This window comes from Patescibacteria group bacterium (genome assembly GCA_028707065.1).
GTDB lineage: Bacteria > Patescibacteriota > Patescibacteriia > Patescibacteriales > WJLG01 > JAQTUZ01.
Genome location: JAQTUZ010000006.1, coordinates 1 through 17,912 on the forward strand (window position 1 = coordinate 1; position 17,912 = coordinate 17,912).

The following is a 17,912-nucleotide window of genomic DNA, read 5'->3' on the forward strand; positions in this document are numbered from 1 at the left end:
AATTTCAAATTTCCAATTTCAAATTTCTTTAACTCTTTGGTCTCTTGGCTCCATATCTCGATCGCGATTGTCTCCGATTCTCAACTCCTTGCGCGTCGTACATGCCGCGGATGATTTTGTAGCGCAAACCCGGCAGATCCTTGGTTCTGCCGCCCTTGATCAAGACGATCGAGTGCTCCTGAAGATTGTGGCCGATTCCCGGGATATAAGCGGTAACTTCCATACCGTTGGACAAGCGGACGCGGGCGATCTTGCGCAAAGCCGAGTTCGGCTTCTTCGGAGTGGTGGTGGTAACCTTAACGCAGACACCTTGTTTAAAAGGCGCCCCATGAGCGGAAACAGTCTTCTTGCGGTGCAAAGTATCGTTCGATAAATGCAAGGCGATCGACTTCATCTTCTTTCTTTTGCTATGTCTTCCCTTGCGGACTAATTGATTGATAGTAGGCATATCTTAGTAAATTGGTATATTAGTTAATTGGTTAATTAGTCTACAAGTAAAAAATATTTTCTTATACAACTAATTGACTAATTAACTAATTAACTAAATTTTGTGGTATTAAAACAATCCCGACTAATCGGGATATTGATTACCTATAATTTATCAAATACTTGTAAATAAGTCAAGGATTTTAAAAACCGCGCCATCACCATTGATTTCGCGGTTTATTTCCCCAAAAAATCCACTAATATTTTGCATTATATGAAGAAAAGTACATAGTCCTGAAAACTTTAGCGAACTGGCCCAATGCGGTTCCGATTATTTTCGCCAGCTTCATGGCAACGAACGCCGGCCAAAAAATAATCCAAAATAAACCCTTGCGGACATTGGAAATTCCCCATCCGGCTAAATAAAGCAGAACTCTAAATGGACGACGCTTGTCAAAAATTGCATCGCTAATCCAGCTGTAATCGGAGCTTATGGAGCACCAACTACGGATAAAAAACGATGTTTCGTCTTCATCCAGGCCGAAAAATGCGCAAATCATTGTTCGCAAAAAAACGCTGGGCAAATAAACCAACGTACCCACAAAAGTCGTCGCCCAGATTATTGCCATGACAATCACTGAAGGCAGCATTCCATAAACGACCACCAGCTCTTTCATGACAGGGTGATTGATTGCCAGCGCCATTTTTATGAAACCATTGCCCAAAACTTCATGGCGATAGAGTAAGACTGATAAAAACCAATCCGCACCCAACACGGCGATCAGAAAAAACAAACAGATGAACATTCTTTGCGTCAGAGGGTTCGACCAGCGCGTGGCCAACTTTTCCAGATAAGATTTTGAAGGAGCCATTTTTACCGCCTTTCGATAAAAAAGTGAATTTTATTTGAATTTAGCTTAATATGAATAATCTATTCAGTCAATATCTAAAAAACAATTAACCAACAATTAATTTATACAAAAATCCTTCAATAACCGCAATAAACGGGAAGGCGACGAGGACAAAAAGCAGAGCGATGAAAATTCCAAAGGCTTCGGTGCGCAGATAAAATTCCTGCAACGGGCGGGGTAAAAAAGGAAAAATTACGCGAGAACCGTCCAGTTGCGGGATGGGCAAAATATTGAAGATGAATAAAATCAAATTTACTTCCACAATCGCGCTCAAAAGCTGAACTAACAATTCGTTGCCGATCGGAATAAAACGGATAAACAAACCGAAAAAAATCGCTAAGACTAAATTAGATAACGGACCGGCTAAGGCGACTTTGACCGGATCATATTTCGGATCGCGGAGATTATAAGGATTATAAGGAACCGGCTTGGCATAGCCGAAAATAAAACCGGTCGTGTAATACAACAAGATCGGCATGATCACCGAACCCCAGGGATCCAAGTGTGCCAGCGGATTCAAAGTCAGCCGGCCGGCATTTTTGGCCGTCGAATCGCCTAATTCATTGGCCATCCAGCCGTGCATATATTCGTGCACGATGGCCGAGAAGATGAGGACGACGATGATGAAAATTGGAATAATCGTCATAAAAATTTGCCCCGTCGCAGTCTCCGCCTCGGGACTGCGACGCAATTATTACCAATCCGGCAGCAGTCCGAGGCGAGACTGCTGCATGGCAAAAAGGAAGAGAAAATATTTCAATCCGGCAGCAGTCCGAGGCGAGACTGCTGCATGGCAAAAAATAATTTAATATTTAAATATTTTATTATTTTTTAAAATATTGGGTATTTTTTATTGGTTATTTTTTCTTGGCGGCAGCTTTCGCCGGTTTCTTCGAAGTCTTCAAACATCTTGCGCACAATTTAACTTTTTTGCCGTTGATTGTCGCCGCTTGCAAATTCAAATATTGCCGCTTGAGAGTTTGGCGGTTGGAATGGGAACGCTTCGCTCCCCGAGTCGGGCCTTGCCCGCAAATATCGCAACGATTGGACATAAAATTGGTATTTAGTATAAAGTATTTGGTATTTAGTATACAAGAATACTTTACGACATTATTTCTTATTTTTTTTACTTTTTACTTATTACTTTTTACTTTTTGTTTAATACTTCGCTCTTTTCTTCTTTCCCTTATATCCGGTGCCGGCCGGAATCAGGCAGCCGATGATCACGTTTTCTTTCAGACCTTCAAGATAATCGATCTTGCCGGACAAAGCCGCATCGATCAAGACGCGGGCGGTTTCCTGAAAGGAAGCGGCGGACAAGAAGCTTTCGGTGGTCAAGGAAGCTTTGGTGATGCCGGAAAGCAATCTTTCGGCCTTAATTGTCTTGCGCACATCTTCATCCAGGCGGGCAATAATGCTTTCTTCCACCACTTCGCCGGGCAGCAGATCGGACTTTCCGGCCTCGGTGATGAAGAAACGAGAGAACATCTGATGGGCGATAATCTCGACATGCTTGTCGTTCAGCGGCTGGCCCTGCGAAGAATAGACGTACTGGATTTCTTTGATGATATATTTTTGCACCGCGGCCCGCCCTTGCAAGCGGAATAATTGATCCAAATCCAAGCTGCCGTCGGTCAATTGCTGGCCGCGCTTGACTTCGTCGCCGTCCTTAACTAATAAAGTAGTGCCTTTGGGGATGATCATTTCCTCGACTTTTTCGGTTTCCCTGATCACTTTCAAATGTTTGGCGGTAATCGCCACCCGGCCTCCCTCGCGGGCGGTGATTGTCTTTTTGCCCAAAGTATAAAGCGCGTCGCCGGCTTTCAGCTCGTCGCCTTCTTTGACCAAGATCTTCATCGCCTCCTTTTTCTCGTCGCCTTCAACAGCCGCGGCGCTCAAGCGATATTTTTCCGTCACTTCGCCTTTATAATAAATTTTCAAGATCTTGACGCGGGCGTTAGTGACCAAAACTTCGGCGCCGTTTTCATCCTTGATGGTTTTCTGTTCCGATTCGATCTTGACCTTGCCATCGACGTCGGAAATGATCGCTTTCTTTTTCGGCGTGCGGTTTTCAAAAATTTCTTCCACTCTGGGCAAACCCTGGGTGATGTCAGAGCCGCCGGCCACGCCGCCGGTATGAAAAGTTCTCATCGTGAGCTGCGTACCCGGTTCGCCGATGGATTGGGCGGCAATAATGCCGACTGGAACGCCGACAGCCACGGTTTTGTTCCGCGCCAGATCATAGCCATAGCAATGAGAACAAACTCCCCGAGGCAAACGGCAAGACAAGACCGAGCGGATGCAAGCCTCGTCGATCTCCTTGTCTTTGATCTCGTCGATCGCGGACTCGGTCAAAAGTTCTCCTTTTTTAAAGAGCGTTTTACCCTTGACATCCTTCAAATCTTTGGCCAAATAGCGCCCGCCGATCCTCTTCATTAATGTCTCACCCATTTCTTCGCTCTCCTTCTTGGTGATCACAATGCCTTCCTCGTCGCCGCAATCTTCTTCGGAAACTATCACGTCTTGCGCCACGTCGACCAAGCGCCGGGTCAAATAACCGGCATTGGCGGTGCGCAAAGCCGTATCAGACAAACCTTTGCGGACGCCGTGCGTGGAAATAAAATATTCCAAAACATCAAAACCTTTTTTGAAATTTCCCTTGACCGGCAATTCGATGATGCCGCCGGAAGGCGAAGTCACCAAGCCTTTCATGCCCAGTATCTGCGTCAGCTGCGCCCAGGAGCCGCGGGCGCCGGAATCGATCATCGAATAAACCGAACTTGAAGGCGGCAATTGCTTTTTGCAGATCTCCATGATCTCTTCTTTGACATCGCTCCAAAGTTCGATAGTTTTGCTCGAGCGTTCGGAATCGGTGAGCAAGCCTTCTTCGTATTGGGATTTTATTTCATCAACCTTCTTGTCCGCTTCGGCGATCTTGGTATCCACGTCAGGAAAGTGCGGCAGATCAGACATGCCGAAAGACAAGCCGCTTTTGGTGATCAGTTCGAAAGCGCGGTTCTTCAAGTTATCAACGAACTTCACGGTTTCTTCTTCGCCATAATGATGCAAACAATCCTTGACCACTTGTTTCAAATCGCCTTTCTTGACCACCCTGTTCATGAAGCGCAATTTTTCCGGCAAAACTTCATTGAAGAGGATGCGGCCAACGGTTGTCTTTACCATCTCGCTATTTATTTTTACCTTGATGAAATTCTGCAATTTGATCTGGCCGTATTCATAAGCGTTCTTGGCGTCGGTCTCATTGTAAAAATAATGGAAATCTTTTTCCGCTTTGTCTTCCGGCTTTTCTCCGGTGGAGGTCAAATAATAAGCGCCCCAAACAATATCCTGGTTGGGCGTGACGATCGGATCGCCGGTCGCCGGTTTCAATAAATTATGCGAGGCCAACATCAAATCGCGGGCTTCGGCTTTGGCTTCTTCGGTCAGCGGCACGTGGACGGCCATTTGGTCGCCATCAAAGTCGGCATTAAAAGCGGTGCAAACCAAAGGATGGATCTGAATGGCCTTGCCTTCGATCAAGATCGGTTTGAAAGCCTGGATGCCGAGGCGGTGCAAAGTCGGAGCGCGGTTAAGAAGCACATAAGACTTGTTGACGATGTCTTCCAAAATATCCCAAACTTCATCCGGTCCGGCATCGATATAACGGGAAGCCGAGCGGACATTATGGACTATTTCTTTGCCAATCAATTTACTGATAATAAACGGCTTAAACAATTCCAAGGCCATGCGCTTGGGCAAACCGCACTGGTCCAAATTCAATTTCGGATTGACCACGATGACCGAGCGGCCGGAATAGTCGGTGCGCTTGCCGAGCAAGTTCTGGCGGAATCTTCCTTGCTTGCCCTTGAGCGAATCGGCTAAAGATTTTAATTGGCGTTTCTGGCCAGTCGAAGCGATCGTGGTCTTGGAGGCGCGAGCCGAGTTATCGATCAAAGCATCAACGGCTTCCTGCAACATTCTTTTTTCATTGCGGCAGATGACTTCCGGCGCGGAAAGTTCGATCAATTGCTTCAAGCGATTATTGCGATTAATGACGCGGCGATACAAATCGTTCAAATCCGAAGTGGCAAAGCGTCCGCCTTCGAGCGAAACCATGGGCCTAAGATCCGGCGGAATGACCGGGATAATCGAAAGCACCATCCACTCCGGGCGGATATCGTTCACGCGCAAGCTTTTCAAAAGTTTCAAGCGCTTGATGATCTTTTCCTGCTTGGAATCCACCGCGTGCTCCAATTCTTTTTCCAAACGTTCGATCGTTCTGGTCAAATCGATTTTTTCCAAAATCTTGACGATCGCTTCGGCGCCGATGCCGGCTTCAAAAATATGGCCGTACTTCAGCGACAAGCGCTGATAAATATCTTCGGAGACGACGAGCATCGGTTTCAAATCTTTCAGTTCGCGCTGGGATTCGGCAAAATATTTATTCAAATTATCCAATTTTTCTTCCTTAACCTTGGTCAGCGCGTCAACCTCCTTGCCCAAAGTCAATTCCGCTTCGGCCGCATCCATGCCCTCGTTCATCATCTTACCTTTCTTATTGCGGATCTCCTTGACCTGGTGATTGTATTCGTCGGCGATGCTCTTTTTCTTTTCCTTGAATTCGCCCTTGATCTGCTCGAGCGTGGCGTTCTTCAAATCCATATTCACGTCAGTAATGATGAAGCTCGCGAAATAAACCACCTTTTCCAAAGATTGCATCGACAAATTCAAAAGCAAGCCGATCTTGGAAGCGATGCCGCGCAAAAACCAGATATGCGTGCAGGGCGTTTCCAGTTTGATATGGCCGAAACGCTCGCGCCTTACTATCGAACGCGTGACCTCGACGCCGCACTTATCGCAGACGATTCCTTTGTAGCGGATCTTCTTATATTTTCCGCAATAGCATTCCCAGTCGCGGGAAGGGCCGAAAATACGCTCGCAAAACAAGCCGTCTTTTTCAGCTTTTTGCGTGCGATAGTTAATGGTCTCCGGCCGAGTAACCTCGCCATGCGACCAGGCCAGCATTTCCGCGGGCGACGCCAACTTTAATTTAATGGCATCAAAGTCGGAAGTTTTAATTGGATTCAGCATATGCGTTTATTATTATATAATTTTTTATTTAATAAATTTAATTCGGATGATTCTGAATCGTGTTTCATTGCTACATTGTTACATTGTTACGCAACGTTCTTTCTTGTCATCCTGCCTGCCCGCCTTGGGAGGGAGCGCCGCGCGAAGGATCTGATTAAGTCCCCTCCCGAGAGGGGACTTTTTTACTTATTACTTTTTACTTTTTCCATATCATCCTCAACCCTCCACCCCAATTTATAATTTATAATTCGTAATTTATAATTATTTTGAGGTGGAGTATTTGAGAACGCTATTGTTTTGTCATCCTGAGCCCCTGGCGAAGGATCTACTGTGCAGGAAGTTTGGATTTCTTCGTTAAAAATTTTTAATGAAAAATCACGTGCTTCTCGGACAATAGATCCTTTGTCGTCAGCCGAGGCGGCTTCCTCCTCAGGATGACAAAAATAAAAAATTTCTTCATTTTTACTTCTCTTTGATCATTTCGCCCGCGCTTTTGACCAGGGCGCCGAAAGTCATCAAGAAGATGATGGCCGTCGCGATCCAGCCGAGGAACGGGATCAGACTGACGATCATGTAAGCCAGAACGCCGATCACGATCGGCTGCCACACAGGGATATCGATTTTGGTTTTGTTAAACAGCTTGACGATCAGGAAACCGGCGATCAGCGCCGCAAAAATATGGGCCACCAGCAGCAAGACGGCAAAGATGGCGCCGACAATCAGCGCGGCATAAAAACCAATCAGCGTGGCGAACAATAGGATTATGGCCAGAGGAATCGCAATCAGATATACCAATCCCCAACCCAGATTCGACCAGGGTTTAGACTGAACGCTGTCGGACACTTTCATCACCCAAGACTTTTTAAAATGCATCAATAGCCAAGCCGCGACCATCCAGGCCAAAATTTTGATCAGGAACGCGAACGTCAGGAATCCGGCCATCGATTTCTTGGTCGGTACTTGGGGCTGCCATTCCGTAAAATTGATATTGCCGACCTTGGCTCCCGAATTAACCTCGGCTTTAGCTTTTCCCGAATAATTGATGTTACCCGCCACATCCGCGCCTGAACCGAAAGTAAGCGAACCGCTTTTAACATCCAAACTACCGTCGATCTTGCCGTTAATGATAACATTGCCTCCGGCGATTTTCACATTTCCCTTGACCGGCGCGTCAATCGTGATGCTGCCGCCCGCGATCAACAGATCTCCGTCCACGCTGGATTTGCCCGTCAGATTGATGTTGCCGCCGGCGATAGCCAAATCGCCCTTGACCGGACCGGTGATAAAAATGTTTCCGCCCGCGATTTTCGCGTTGTCGCCAATCGTGCCGCTTAAATTCAGCGTGCCGCCGGCTAAGAGCAGATCTTTTTCCACGTCGCCTGAGACGGTTACAAAACCTCCGGCCGCGGTAAGATCACCGGTCGTAATGCCGTTAACGGTAACATTGCCGCCAACCGCGTAGAGATTCTTGTGGGTTTCTGCCGCGCCAACCAAGACGTTGCCATCTTTGCCCGTGGCGGTGGCAAAATCAGCCGCCATTGCCGAACCTGCTATGCCGAAAAGCAAAACTCCCAGAACCAACCCTTGAATAATTTTTCGCATATTTTTTATAATTATCGCTTGCGCGTTTACGCAAGATGAGAAATTTTTCGACAAAACACACCCCGTCCGCCTTTTGGGCGTCCACCCCTCTAAAATAGAGGGGGCTTTTTTATTTTTTGTCATCCTGAGCGCCGCGCGAAGGATCTATTTTGCAGGAACTCCGAACTTCTTCGACAAAAATTTTTAAAATTATTATACGAACTTCTAGCACAATAGATCCTTCACTCCGCTACGCTCCGTTCAGGATGACAAAAGAAAAAACGTTGCGCAACAATTTAGCAATTTAACAATATAACAATTTATTCCTCTCTCTTCTCTACTCTCTCCGTATCTGTCTCCTTCCCCCATCCCGGCTTGTCGCTCGCTTCGATTCTCCGGTCTTGATTGGAACGGCGGACATCGTCGCGGTCGCGCGGGCCTTCCTCGCCTTCGGAGCGCTTTTCGCCCAAAAGCTGGACGTCGAGGCAAAGGCCTTTTAATTCACGGACCAAAACATTAAATGATTCCGGCACATTAACTTTATTTATTTTTTCGCCTTTGATGATCGATTCATAAGCGGCAGAACGGCCGGGCACATCATCGGATTTGATCGTCAAAATTTCCTGCAAAGTATGCGCCGCGCCATAGCCTTCCAAGGCCCAGACTTCCATTTCTCCGAAACGCTGGCCGCCGAATTGCGCCTTGCCGCCGAGCGGCTGCTGGGTGATCAACGAGTACGGACCGATCGAGCGCTGGTGCATCTTGTCTTCCACCATATGGTTAAGCTTCAAGAGATATTTCATGCCGACGACAACTTTATTTTCATAGGCTTGTCCGGTTTTTCCGTCCAGAAGAGTGATCTTGCCGTCGATCGGCAAACCCGCCTTAGCCAATTCTTCGCGGATCTTTTCTTCGCCGATTCCGTTCAAGGCCGGAGTCGCAACTTTATAGCCAAGTTTTTTGCAGGCAAAACCCAGATGAACTTCCAAAGTCTGGCCCAAGTTCATTCTCGAAATAATGCCCAAAGGCGACAAAATAACGTCGATCGGCGTGCCGTCTTCCATATATGGCATATCTTCGGTGGCAACGACGCGGGAAATAACGCCTTTGTTTCCATAGCGGCCGGCCATCTTGTCGCCGACTTGGATCTTTCTTAAATTGGCGACCGAAACTTGGATCGATTGAATCACGCCCGCGGCTAATTTATCGCCGGCTTCGCGGGAAAAATATTTGATATCGACGACCTTGCCGTGTTCGCCATGTTCCAAATACAAAGAAGAGTCGCGCACGTCTTTGGCCTTTTCGCCAAAAATGACACGGAGCAGCTTTTCTTCCGCCGACAATTCGGTTTCGCCTTTCGGAGTGATCTTGCCGACCAAAATATCGCCGGAAGAAACTTCGGCGCCAATGCGGATCACGCCGCTCTCATCCAAATTTTTCAATTTCTCTTCCGAGATATTAGGAATGTCGTTAGTGATCAATTCCGGACCAAGCTTGGTGTCGCGCACGTCAACCGTATAGTTCTCTATATAGATAGAGGTGAAGATATCATCGCGGACCATTCGCTCGGATACGATCACCGCGTCTTCATAATTGAATCCTTCCCAAACCATGAAAGCGATCAAAACGTTCTTGCCCAAAGCCAATTCGCCCTTATCAATGACCGGGCCGTCGCTCAATACCTGATGTTTATGGACATGGTCGCCCAAATCGACGATCGGTCGCTGATTGATGCAAGTCGAGGCGTTGGAGCGCAAAAATTTGGTCAATTCATAAACTTTATCTTCGCCTTTTTTATTGCGCACGATTATTTTGGCGGCATCGACAAAAGTGACTTCGCCGTCTTCCAGAGCGATGATCACGTGGCCGGAATCGCGGGCGGCTCTTTCTTCCGCGCCGGTGCCGACGATCGGCGATTCGGCCGTCATCAGCGGTACGGCCTGGCGCTGCATGTTCGTGCCCATCAGGGCGCGCTGGCCGTCGTTATGTTCCATGAACGGGATCAAGGAAGTGGCGATGGAAATGATCTGGTTGGCGGCAACGCCGAAGAGATCGACGTTTTTTACTTCATCGGTGGTCGGATTGCCGTATTTTCTCACTTCGCAAGTGGCCACCAGAAAATGGCCGTTCTCATCGATCGGCGTGGTCGCGGCGGTGGAAATGAATTTTTCTTCTTCAAAAGCGTCCAGATAAACGATCTCATCAGTCACGACCGGCACCACCGGGATTAAAACCTTAGCGTTGACTTTATCTTTGATATGCTTAGCCGCTTCATGAGTGATCTTTTCGCCGGCCTTGATGATTACCTTGCCTTTTTTATTAGCCGGCACTTCAGACATCAAAATATGTTTTTTGCCGAGCGGCAATTCCGCGTCTTTTATTTCATAAACGTCTTCGCGGGTGATCTTGCCCGGAAGTTCTTTATTATTAATTTCCAAATCATGCCAGACCTGGCGATACGGCGCTTCCAAAAAACCGTAAGAATTCAAACGGGCGAAACTGGCCAAGTGGCCGACCAAACCGATATTCGGGCCTTCGGGAGTGGCAATCGGACAAATGCGGCCATAGTGAGTGGTGTGCACGTCGCGCACGTCAAATCCGGCGCGCTCGCGGGTCAAACCGCCCGGACCCATCGCCGACAATCTTCTTTTATGTTCAAGCTCGGCCAGCGGATTGGTCTGGTCCATAAATTGGGACAATTGCGAAGACATGAAGAATTCCTTGACAACCGAAATAACCGGACGAGCATTGATCAGCTTGTTCGGGGTTAAAGTATGGATATCAGCGGTGGACATCCGGTCTTTGACGATGCGCTCCATTCTGGCCAGACCGACGCGGAAACGATTCTGGATCAATTCGCCGATCGCTCTGACGCGGCGATTGGACAAGTGATCAATATCGTCTTCCGGTTCCTGAGTAATATTCAAACGGATGACTTCGCGGACGATGTTCACCAGATCTTCCTTGCGCAAGACGCGGGTTTCCTTATTGACCGGCAAACCTTCGCCGAAACGGCGGTTCAATTTATAGCGGCCGACGCGGCCAAAATCGTAGCGGTCAAAACGGAAGAACATCGAATAGATCAAAGACTTGGCGTTTTCCGGATTGGCCAGGTCGCCGGGACGGATCTTTTTGTAAACTTCTTCCAAACCTTCTTCTTCGTTATGCGCCGCATCTTTGGCGATCGTCGCTTCGATAAAAGTCTGCTCCTCCTCGCCGCGGCGGACAATATCGATATCCTTGAACAAATTTATCAGCGATTCATCAGTCGCGTAGCCAAAAGCCCTCAATAAAGAAGTGAAAGCGACTTTTCTTTTGCGGTCGATGCGCACCCAGATGACTTTATTAACGTCAGTTTCGATTTCCAGCCAGGCGCCGCGATTCGGGATGATCTTCGCGCCATAATATTTCTTGCCCTTGATGAATTCCGCGGAAAAAATAACGCCGGCGGAACGGATCAATTGCGAAACCACGACTCTTTCAATGCCATTGACGATGAACGTGCCGTTCTGGGTCATTAACGGAAAATCGCCCAAGAAAACTTCCTGCGCCGTGGTTTCCTTGGTGCGCTTGTTGACCAGGCGGGTTTTCACCCGCAACGGCGCTTCGTAAGTGATATTCTTGGCGCGCGATTGCTTTTCGTCGAATTTCGGCTCGTCCAGATAATATTCTTCGAAATAAAGTTCCAAGTCGCGGCCGATGAAATCAGTGATCGGCGAAATCTCATCGAACAGTTCGGCCAAACCTTCTTTGGCGAACCATTTATAAGAATCCAGCTGCATCTCGATCAGATTCGGCATTTCCAGCACGCCCTTGCCGTGAGTGAAGAGGCGGCGGCCGGTACCGGTGACGATAAATTCCTTAGGAACATTTTTGGTAGACATAAATATAATTAATAATTTTTATAATAATTATTTTTAAATTTTTTGATAAATGTCTATTTTTTGAGCACGAGTGAAGACCGGGAAAAAAATATTCAAAAATATTTTTACCGCTAAACGACAAAAAAACCTCAAAGCCCGCTCTGGTAGGTTTGAGTTTTTATAAACTGTTAAATTAAATTGGTTAAATAGATCACCTTCGAAGACGTTCCAGCGTCGGGAAAAACGCCAGAAGTGCTTTTAAAGTGAATAAAAATGAGCCCCTGGCTCAAAAGAAGAATCTGAACTTATGTGCCTTATGTTAGCAAGTAACTATTACCCTGTCAAGCGTTTTCCAATGGCTAATTAGCGATATCTGTCAAATTTATCTAACTTTAGAATAAAAATAGGTTTTTTTGATTGACAAAATGGAAAATTATTATCACTTGACAACAGGTTATGCACAGATTAGTTGATTAGTTAATCAGGTACTTAGTTGAAAAGTAGATGGGTTCGAAAAATTTTGTCCCCTCCTCGCCTGTCCCGCAAAGCGATAGCGTGCGGGAGGAGGGGTGGCCGCGCCGCGCGGACGGGGTGTGTTAAAAGTCCCCTCCTCGGGAGGGGTGGCAGTCCGCCGCCTTGTCCGCCTCGGGCGGAGGACTGACGGGGTGGGTCTATTCCCGACAATATTATAAAAATTTATTTATTCCACTTTTTTTTAAAAAAAAATACTTACCAACTAACTCCTTGACGACTATTAATGTTCGCACAATTTGCCCAATAACAATTATTTTTGTCACAATAATCACCGGAACGTTCATTCTTTTCATTTGAAGCTAATTTTCTGAACGTCTTCACGTCAGCGCCCTTTAACACAGAGGCGCCGCAATATACGTTATTTTTATCTATGGAAATATAATCATCAAAAATTTTAAAACTTTTAACATCAACACCTTGAATTTTAGAAATCTGAACGGGCTTATCTGGCGAAGTGACGACGTAATAAACGTTATTTTTATCCTTAGAATATATAAAATCTATAATTTTAAACGAAGCAGGATCTGCCCCTAAAATTATAAGTCCCATATAGTAAGCATTGTTTTTGTCCTTTGCGTAATGAAAATCTTCAGCAGCTTGACCATATTCCGTGTGTTTATACTTAATTGTTTCAAAAGTTTCAGAATCAGCTCCGGACACATTAACAAGAACGCCTGCAATTCGGAGCGGCAAAACCGGGGGAAGAGATAAAATTTTATCACCATCCTTAAAATACGTACAATTATAATTTTTAAAGGTTTCTGGATTAACATGCTCCCATTCAACATTCGGGTAAGTTGTACTAGCCAAATAAACACCATTCTTATCTTTAACAACACCGCTCCAAAAAGCAGTGTCGCGACCACATATCAATTCAAATGTCTCCACATCAAACTTGCCGAAATTGAAGCTAATGGTTTCACTGCCCGGACAAATATTTTTCCATAAAGCCCGGCAATTCTCTGTATCATAACAAAATCTTTCGTTCCAAGCATTTAGATTTGTATTGCAAGTACTAGTTTCTAAGTCTCTATAAAAATCATGGCCAGTCTCTACGGTTTTATTTGCAGTATCTTTCTTGTCGACACTTTGTTTAGCACTCGGCAATTTGACTGAACAAGCAGACAAAACGGTTATGCCGACTAACAGCAAAACAAAACTGATAACAAGTAATACTATTTTTTTCATAATTTTATTTATTACCTCTAACCATATTTATCTCTTCTCTCGCCACCGTCCGGTCGTCCCACGGGATTTTTTCGCCGTTGGCCATCATCATTAATTGCTCGCTCCCCTTACCCGAAATCAAAATCAAATCACCTTCTTCGGCAATTTCGATTGCCTTGCGGATCGCGGCGCGGCGATCAGGGATTTTAAATAAATCGAAATTTAATTTTTTTCCTTCCTTCTCCGCTCCGATCGCAATCTGCTCGATAATCAATAACGGATCATCGTCATAAGGATCTTCGTTGGTGATAATTACGTAGTCAGCGCGCTTGCCAACTAACAATCCCAATTTTGGCCGACGCGCCACATCGCGTCCCCCGCCGGCCGAACCCAAAACATTAATAATCCGATTGTGCGGAAATTTTTCAATCGTATCGTAAAGCTTGGCTAAAGAATTCGGTTCGAAGGCATAGTCAACAATAACAGTAAAGGACTGGCCCTCATCGATCTTTTCCATCCGGCCGGCCACGCCTTTGACGCTTTTTAATCCCTCTTTTATCTCATTGATATCTTTTACTGCCAGCCGCGCCACGCAAGCGGCGGCCATCGCATTGGCGGCATTAAATTCACCCAATAATGACAGCTGAATTTTTTCGCCAAAGGCCTGGAAGGAAACGCCTTCCGTTTCGGTTTTTATTTCGCTGTAATATTCAATCTGTAAATTTTCAGGCAAGTCTAATTCCCCTCTCGAGAGGGGTGCCGAGCCCGGCGAGGCGGGGTGTGTTAAAGAATCGACCATCTTAAATCCGATTTTTTCTTCCGCCCAGAAGGAAAGAAAATACGGCGCGTTCTCATCATCAAGATTAGCGACCACGGTTTTTTTGATCCGTTTCAAATCGGTTTTTTGCAGACAGCTGGCCTGGTTGCAGATTTTAAAAATATCATCAACATATTTTATCTTGCAGTCTTTCAAATGCTCGAATAATTTTCCCTTGGCTTTCTTGTAATTCTCAAAACCGCCGTGCGATTCGATGTGCTCGGGATATAAACCGGTAAAGATCAACCAGTCATAATTAATAAATTTGTGGCGGTATTGGCGGATGCCTTCGGAAGTCGTTTCCACAATCGCGAACTGGCAGCCGTTCTTGACCATCTTCGCCAGCAAACCTTGCAGAAAAAATCGGCCGACCATGGTCATTCGCTTGTCATTCAACCATTCTTTTTTACCGTCATCAAAAACTGCCGTGGAAGATAAGCCAACTTTAAATCCGCACTCTTTCAAAGTTCTTAACAATAAATAAGCTGTGGTGGTTTTGCCGATCGTCCCGGTAATACCGATCACCACCATTTTTTCCGACGGAAAACCGGCAAACAAAGCCGAACTCCAGCTTAATAAATAATGATACGGCGACTGAAGCGCCTTGAAAATCTTTTTCGGGATCAATTTCTTGATGAATGAGAATATTTTATCCATTTAATTCAATGTTTATGTTAATAATTTTATTCTATCATAGAAAAAAAATTTTCGCATCAACGCTAAATTAATTAATAAAACCGGCCTTCCGCTACTATTGACATATTGACTTATTTATGCTATTATTAATGAACTGCTCATTAAAACAATATAAATTTACATTCGCATAAAAACGTTGTTTTTTCAATCACAAATACACACTTCACCTCATTGAAAGGCGGCCGTTATGTCCAAGCGAATAGTAATTGTTGCGCGTCATGGAGAAAAGGGAACCGGAGACAAAAAGGATTCGCTAACAGCGAAGGGCGCAATGCAGATTTATGGCCTGGCAGAGCTTCTGGAAAGACGTTACGGTCGCATAGGAAAAATCGCATACAGCGGCGCGAACAGAACCAGACAGTGCTCGGCTATCGCGGCAATAGCGATGGGATTCTGGAACCCAACCATTTCCCTCAATCCCCTCTTTCATTTCGAAGTTCCTTTTGAGACCGTTTTCAAAAGCCAAATGGATCCGTATCTGGCTGAATGTGAAGCGATCAAGACTGCCGGCGGGACAATGAAGGAAGCGCTGGAAATCAGCGAATACACGCGTGTTGCAAGGAAACAAATCGCCCAAGCGATCATTGAATACGCGGCAAGCGCAGATCCGGCCATCGACCCAGTTATTCTGGCCTTCAGCCACGGCTCTTATGCAGAGTTCGCAATCCCTGAGCATCAACTCAGCGACTTTCCCTCTCTGATGCAGATGGGATCAGCAATCGCATATGAGGTAGAGAACGGCATTATCACTAACGCCACCTTCATCATCCCCGCCGTCGCCTAACACGACGCACAAGCAAACACACCAGAGCCCGACTTCTTAGGAAGCCGGGCTCATTTTTTTATAAAACCTTTTTTTACAATCTATTCCTTATTGGAAAATTTTTCATCAAACTCTTGCCGCTCCTTGATTATCTCCTCGATTAAATTCCGGTCCAGCTCGACGCTTTCCTGCCTGTCCCCTATTTTATAATTAACGATTATTTTTTGCTCCGGTCCGCGATTGATTATCTCGACGCGGATGCTTTCCGTTTCCTTGGAGCCGTTGCCCAGACCTTTTTGGAATTCTCTTCTTTTCTCCACGCCGAATTTTTTCTCCAAGACTTTGGCGACAAAACATTCAAAAATGCCCTGGTGAGTAGCAAGATATCTTTCCAGCTGATTCCCGAATTTTTCATACTTATCGGTTCGCGCGGCAAGCCGATTAAAATTATTTCCGACTTGGGCGTAGCGGTCGATAATTTCGGCAACATTACCGGCTTGACGCAAATAAGTCGAGGATGTCTTGTCCCCTAGTTCCAGCGCGCGCTGATCACTTTTTTCAAAGATATTTTCCAAATACTCCCCTTTCTTAAAAGCATCCATCGCCTCCACGCCGGCTGGTCCGCTTAAATCAAAATTTAACCGATCATCGACAATAACTTTTTTCCCATATTTCTGCTCTTGGGCGATCATCGCTTCTATTTCCTCCAAAGACTGATAAGGGTTGATATGCTCGGGAAGCATCGAGCGCAGAGCAGTTTCATGAGTTCTCTTCCGTGAACTTCCCCAAGCCAAAGACACTTCGGGCTGGGCTTGCAGCCTTTCGCCTTTCAGATTCGCCAAATCCCGGCCCGCTTGCGATAACCTGATTTCCGCATCCGGTTTTTCCGGAGCTTTTTCCTTAATGCTATGGCGCATAATTTCTAAAACTACTCTGGTCTCGACCTGCCTTTCTCCTTCAAAATTGATTCCTTCGCCGTTTTGTTTGAACATAAATTTACTATTAAAATTATAACTATTTTATTATTTCCACAATCCCCCGATTAGCATCAACAATAACCACGTCCCCGTCGCGCAAAACTTTCGTGGCGATCTTGGTGCCGATGACGCAGGGCTTTTTCATTTCCCGGGCAATGATGGCCGCGTGGCAGGTAACCCCTCCTTCATCGGTGACAAAGGCGGCGGCCAGCTTCATGGCCGGAACAAAATCCGGCGTAGTCATGAAAGAAACGATAACTTCGCCTTTTTTAAATTCATTAATCTGATCCTTTCTTCTTAAAATTCTGACCACACCCCTGACATTGCCGCCAAAACCGGTTTGGCCCTTGATGATTTTCAGATTCTTATCAACTTTATCGATTTTAATAATATAATTTTTATTCTTTCGGGCAAATTCTTTCAAGCTGATCAGCGCGGCATATTTTTCTCCGACCACGACCATATTCTTGCGCCGCCGCGCTAATTTTTTAAGCGAGGGCGGTTTTGAAATCTCCCGGCGCAAAATCAAATTTTCATAGCCTTTTAATTCCGGATGCAAATAGATCAAGCTATTCCGGATCAATCGATCGCTTTTTTCGAAATAAACGTCGGTTTCACGCACCGCTAAAGCCAGCTTTCGTAAATTTTTCGGCGTCCGCTCGTCCACGGCCGATAAATAATAAATTGTAAAAACCAAAACATCTTCAAAAAATCTATCTACATAGCTTTTCAACGCCGCGGAACTCTTCAACGCCGATTTTTGCCATTGTTTTTCAAAATATTTTAAATTTTTTTGATGCCGCTTAATAAAGCCCACTAAAAAATTCTTATCTTTTTTATTGATGGCAAGCAATTTGTCAGTCGCCTCTTTCAGCGCTTCGGGACTTTCCCAAATCTCCACCGCCCCATCATTAATATAATCAAACATCGGCGGATTAATCGGTTTTTTAATACCCAAAAATTTCCGCGGCGCCTTAGCCAATGCCTCATACCAGCCTTGCTGCGTAACCAAAGCCGAATCGCGCGTTAAACTTTTTTCAAAATGTATTTTTTTCATAATTCTATGTTCTTTTAATTATCCTTACC

12 protein-coding genes are annotated in these 17,912 nt (G+C 45.7%); 1 reads left to right on the top strand and 11 read right to left on the bottom strand.

The features are described from left to right. Positions 1-28 precede the first annotated feature (28 nt). The 9 genes from rpsL to murE form a co-directional block, all read right to left on the bottom strand. Positions 29-448, bottom strand: a complete 420-nt coding sequence (rpsL, locus tag PHE24_02770; GenBank protein ID MDD4902037.1) for a 30S ribosomal protein S12 — start codon at positions 446-448, stop codon at positions 29-31. 235 nt (positions 449-683) lie between these two features. After that, positions 684-1,298, bottom strand: a complete 615-nt coding sequence (locus PHE24_02775; GenBank protein ID MDD4902038.1) for a hypothetical protein — start codon at positions 1,296-1,298, stop codon at positions 684-686. 85 nt (positions 1,299-1,383) lie between these two features. Then, the gene (locus PHE24_02780; GenBank protein ID MDD4902039.1) at positions 1,384-1,983 is read right to left on the bottom strand and encodes a site-2 protease family protein; all 600 of its coding nucleotides are present in this window, start codon (positions 1,981-1,983) and stop codon (positions 1,384-1,386) included. Between the two features lie 211 nt (positions 1,984-2,194). Further along, complete coding sequence (gene rpmB / locus PHE24_02785) at positions 2,195-2,389, bottom strand: 50S ribosomal protein L28 (GenBank protein ID MDD4902040.1); 195 nt, start codon at positions 2,387-2,389, stop codon at positions 2,195-2,197. Positions 2,390-2,495: 106 nt separating this feature from the next. Beyond that, complete coding sequence (gene rpoC, locus PHE24_02790) at positions 2,496-6,428, bottom strand: DNA-directed RNA polymerase subunit beta' (protein ID MDD4902041.1); 3,933 nt, start codon at positions 6,426-6,428, stop codon at positions 2,496-2,498. 462 nt (positions 6,429-6,890) lie between these two features. Further along, complete coding sequence (locus tag PHE24_02795) at positions 6,891-8,030, bottom strand: hypothetical protein (protein MDD4902042.1); 1,140 nt, start codon at positions 8,028-8,030, stop codon at positions 6,891-6,893. 299 nt (positions 8,031-8,329) lie between these two features. Beyond that, entirely contained in the window at positions 8,330-11,893 is a 3,564-nt protein-coding gene (locus tag PHE24_02800; protein MDD4902043.1) for a DNA-directed RNA polymerase subunit beta, read from the bottom strand. Between the two features lie 708 nt (positions 11,894-12,601). Next, positions 12,602-13,594, bottom strand: coding sequence for a DKNYY domain-containing protein (locus tag PHE24_02805; GenBank protein ID MDD4902044.1), 993 nt, complete (start codon positions 13,592-13,594; stop codon positions 12,602-12,604). A 4-nt stretch (positions 13,595-13,598) separates the two neighbouring features. Next, the gene (gene murE / locus PHE24_02810) at positions 13,599-15,047 is read right to left on the bottom strand and encodes a UDP-N-acetylmuramyl-tripeptide synthetase (protein MDD4902045.1); all 1,449 of its coding nucleotides are present in this window, start codon (positions 15,045-15,047) and stop codon (positions 13,599-13,601) included. Positions 15,048-15,273: 226 nt separating this feature from the next. Between murE and PHE24_02815 the strand changes: the two genes are divergently transcribed. Continuing rightward, a complete protein-coding gene (locus PHE24_02815; GenBank protein MDD4902046.1) occupies positions 15,274-15,870 on the top strand; it encodes a histidine phosphatase family protein in 597 nt (198 codons plus the stop codon). 80 nt (positions 15,871-15,950) lie between these two features. On the opposite strand, the gene PHE24_02820 is transcribed toward PHE24_02815, so the two are convergent. Continuing rightward, on the bottom strand, positions 15,951-16,841 hold the full coding sequence (locus PHE24_02820) for a histidine phosphatase family protein (GenBank protein MDD4902047.1): 891 nt from the start codon (positions 16,839-16,841) through the stop codon (positions 15,951-15,953). 22 nt (positions 16,842-16,863) lie between these two features. After that, a complete protein-coding gene (locus PHE24_02825; GenBank protein MDD4902048.1) occupies positions 16,864-17,883 on the bottom strand; it encodes a PEP-utilizing enzyme in 1,020 nt (339 codons plus the stop codon). Positions 17,884-17,912 lie beyond the last annotated feature (29 nt).

What these genes read in the sequence shown, in the direction of transcription:
- rpoC (MDD4902041.1), bottom strand. Translation starts at nt 6,428, where the DNA reads ATGCTGAATCCAATTAAAACTTCCGACTTTGATGCCATTAAATTAAAG.
- murE (MDD4902045.1), bottom strand. Translation starts at nt 15,047, where the DNA reads ATGGATAAAATATTCTCATTCATCAAGAAATTGATCCCGAAAAAGATT.
- rpsL (MDD4902037.1), bottom strand. Translation starts at nt 448, where the DNA reads ATGCCTACTATCAATCAATTAGTCCGCAAGGGAAGACATAGCAAAAGA.
- PHE24_02805 (MDD4902044.1), bottom strand. Translation starts at nt 13,594, where the DNA reads ATGAAAAAAATAGTATTACTTGTTATCAGTTTTGTTTTGCTGTTAGTC.
- PHE24_02825 (MDD4902048.1), bottom strand. Translation starts at nt 17,883, where the DNA reads ATGAAAAAAATACATTTTGAAAAAAGTTTAACGCGCGATTCGGCTTTG.
- PHE24_02820 (MDD4902047.1), bottom strand. Translation starts at nt 16,841, where the DNA reads ATGTTCAAACAAAACGGCGAAGGAATCAATTTTGAAGGAGAAAGGCAG.
- rpmB (MDD4902040.1), bottom strand. Translation starts at nt 2,389, where the DNA reads ATGTCCAATCGTTGCGATATTTGCGGGCAAGGCCCGACTCGGGGAGCG.
- PHE24_02815 (MDD4902046.1), top strand. Translation starts at nt 15,274, where the DNA reads ATGTCCAAGCGAATAGTAATTGTTGCGCGTCATGGAGAAAAGGGAACC.
- PHE24_02780 (MDD4902039.1), bottom strand. Translation starts at nt 1,983, where the DNA reads ATGACGATTATTCCAATTTTCATCATCGTCGTCCTCATCTTCTCGGCC.
- PHE24_02795 (MDD4902042.1), bottom strand. Translation starts at nt 8,030, where the DNA reads ATGCGAAAAATTATTCAAGGGTTGGTTCTGGGAGTTTTGCTTTTCGGC.
- PHE24_02775 (MDD4902038.1), bottom strand. Translation starts at nt 1,298, where the DNA reads ATGGCTCCTTCAAAATCTTATCTGGAAAAGTTGGCCACGCGCTGGTCG.
- PHE24_02800 (MDD4902043.1), bottom strand. Translation starts at nt 11,893, where the DNA reads ATGTCTACCAAAAATGTTCCTAAGGAATTTATCGTCACCGGTACCGGC.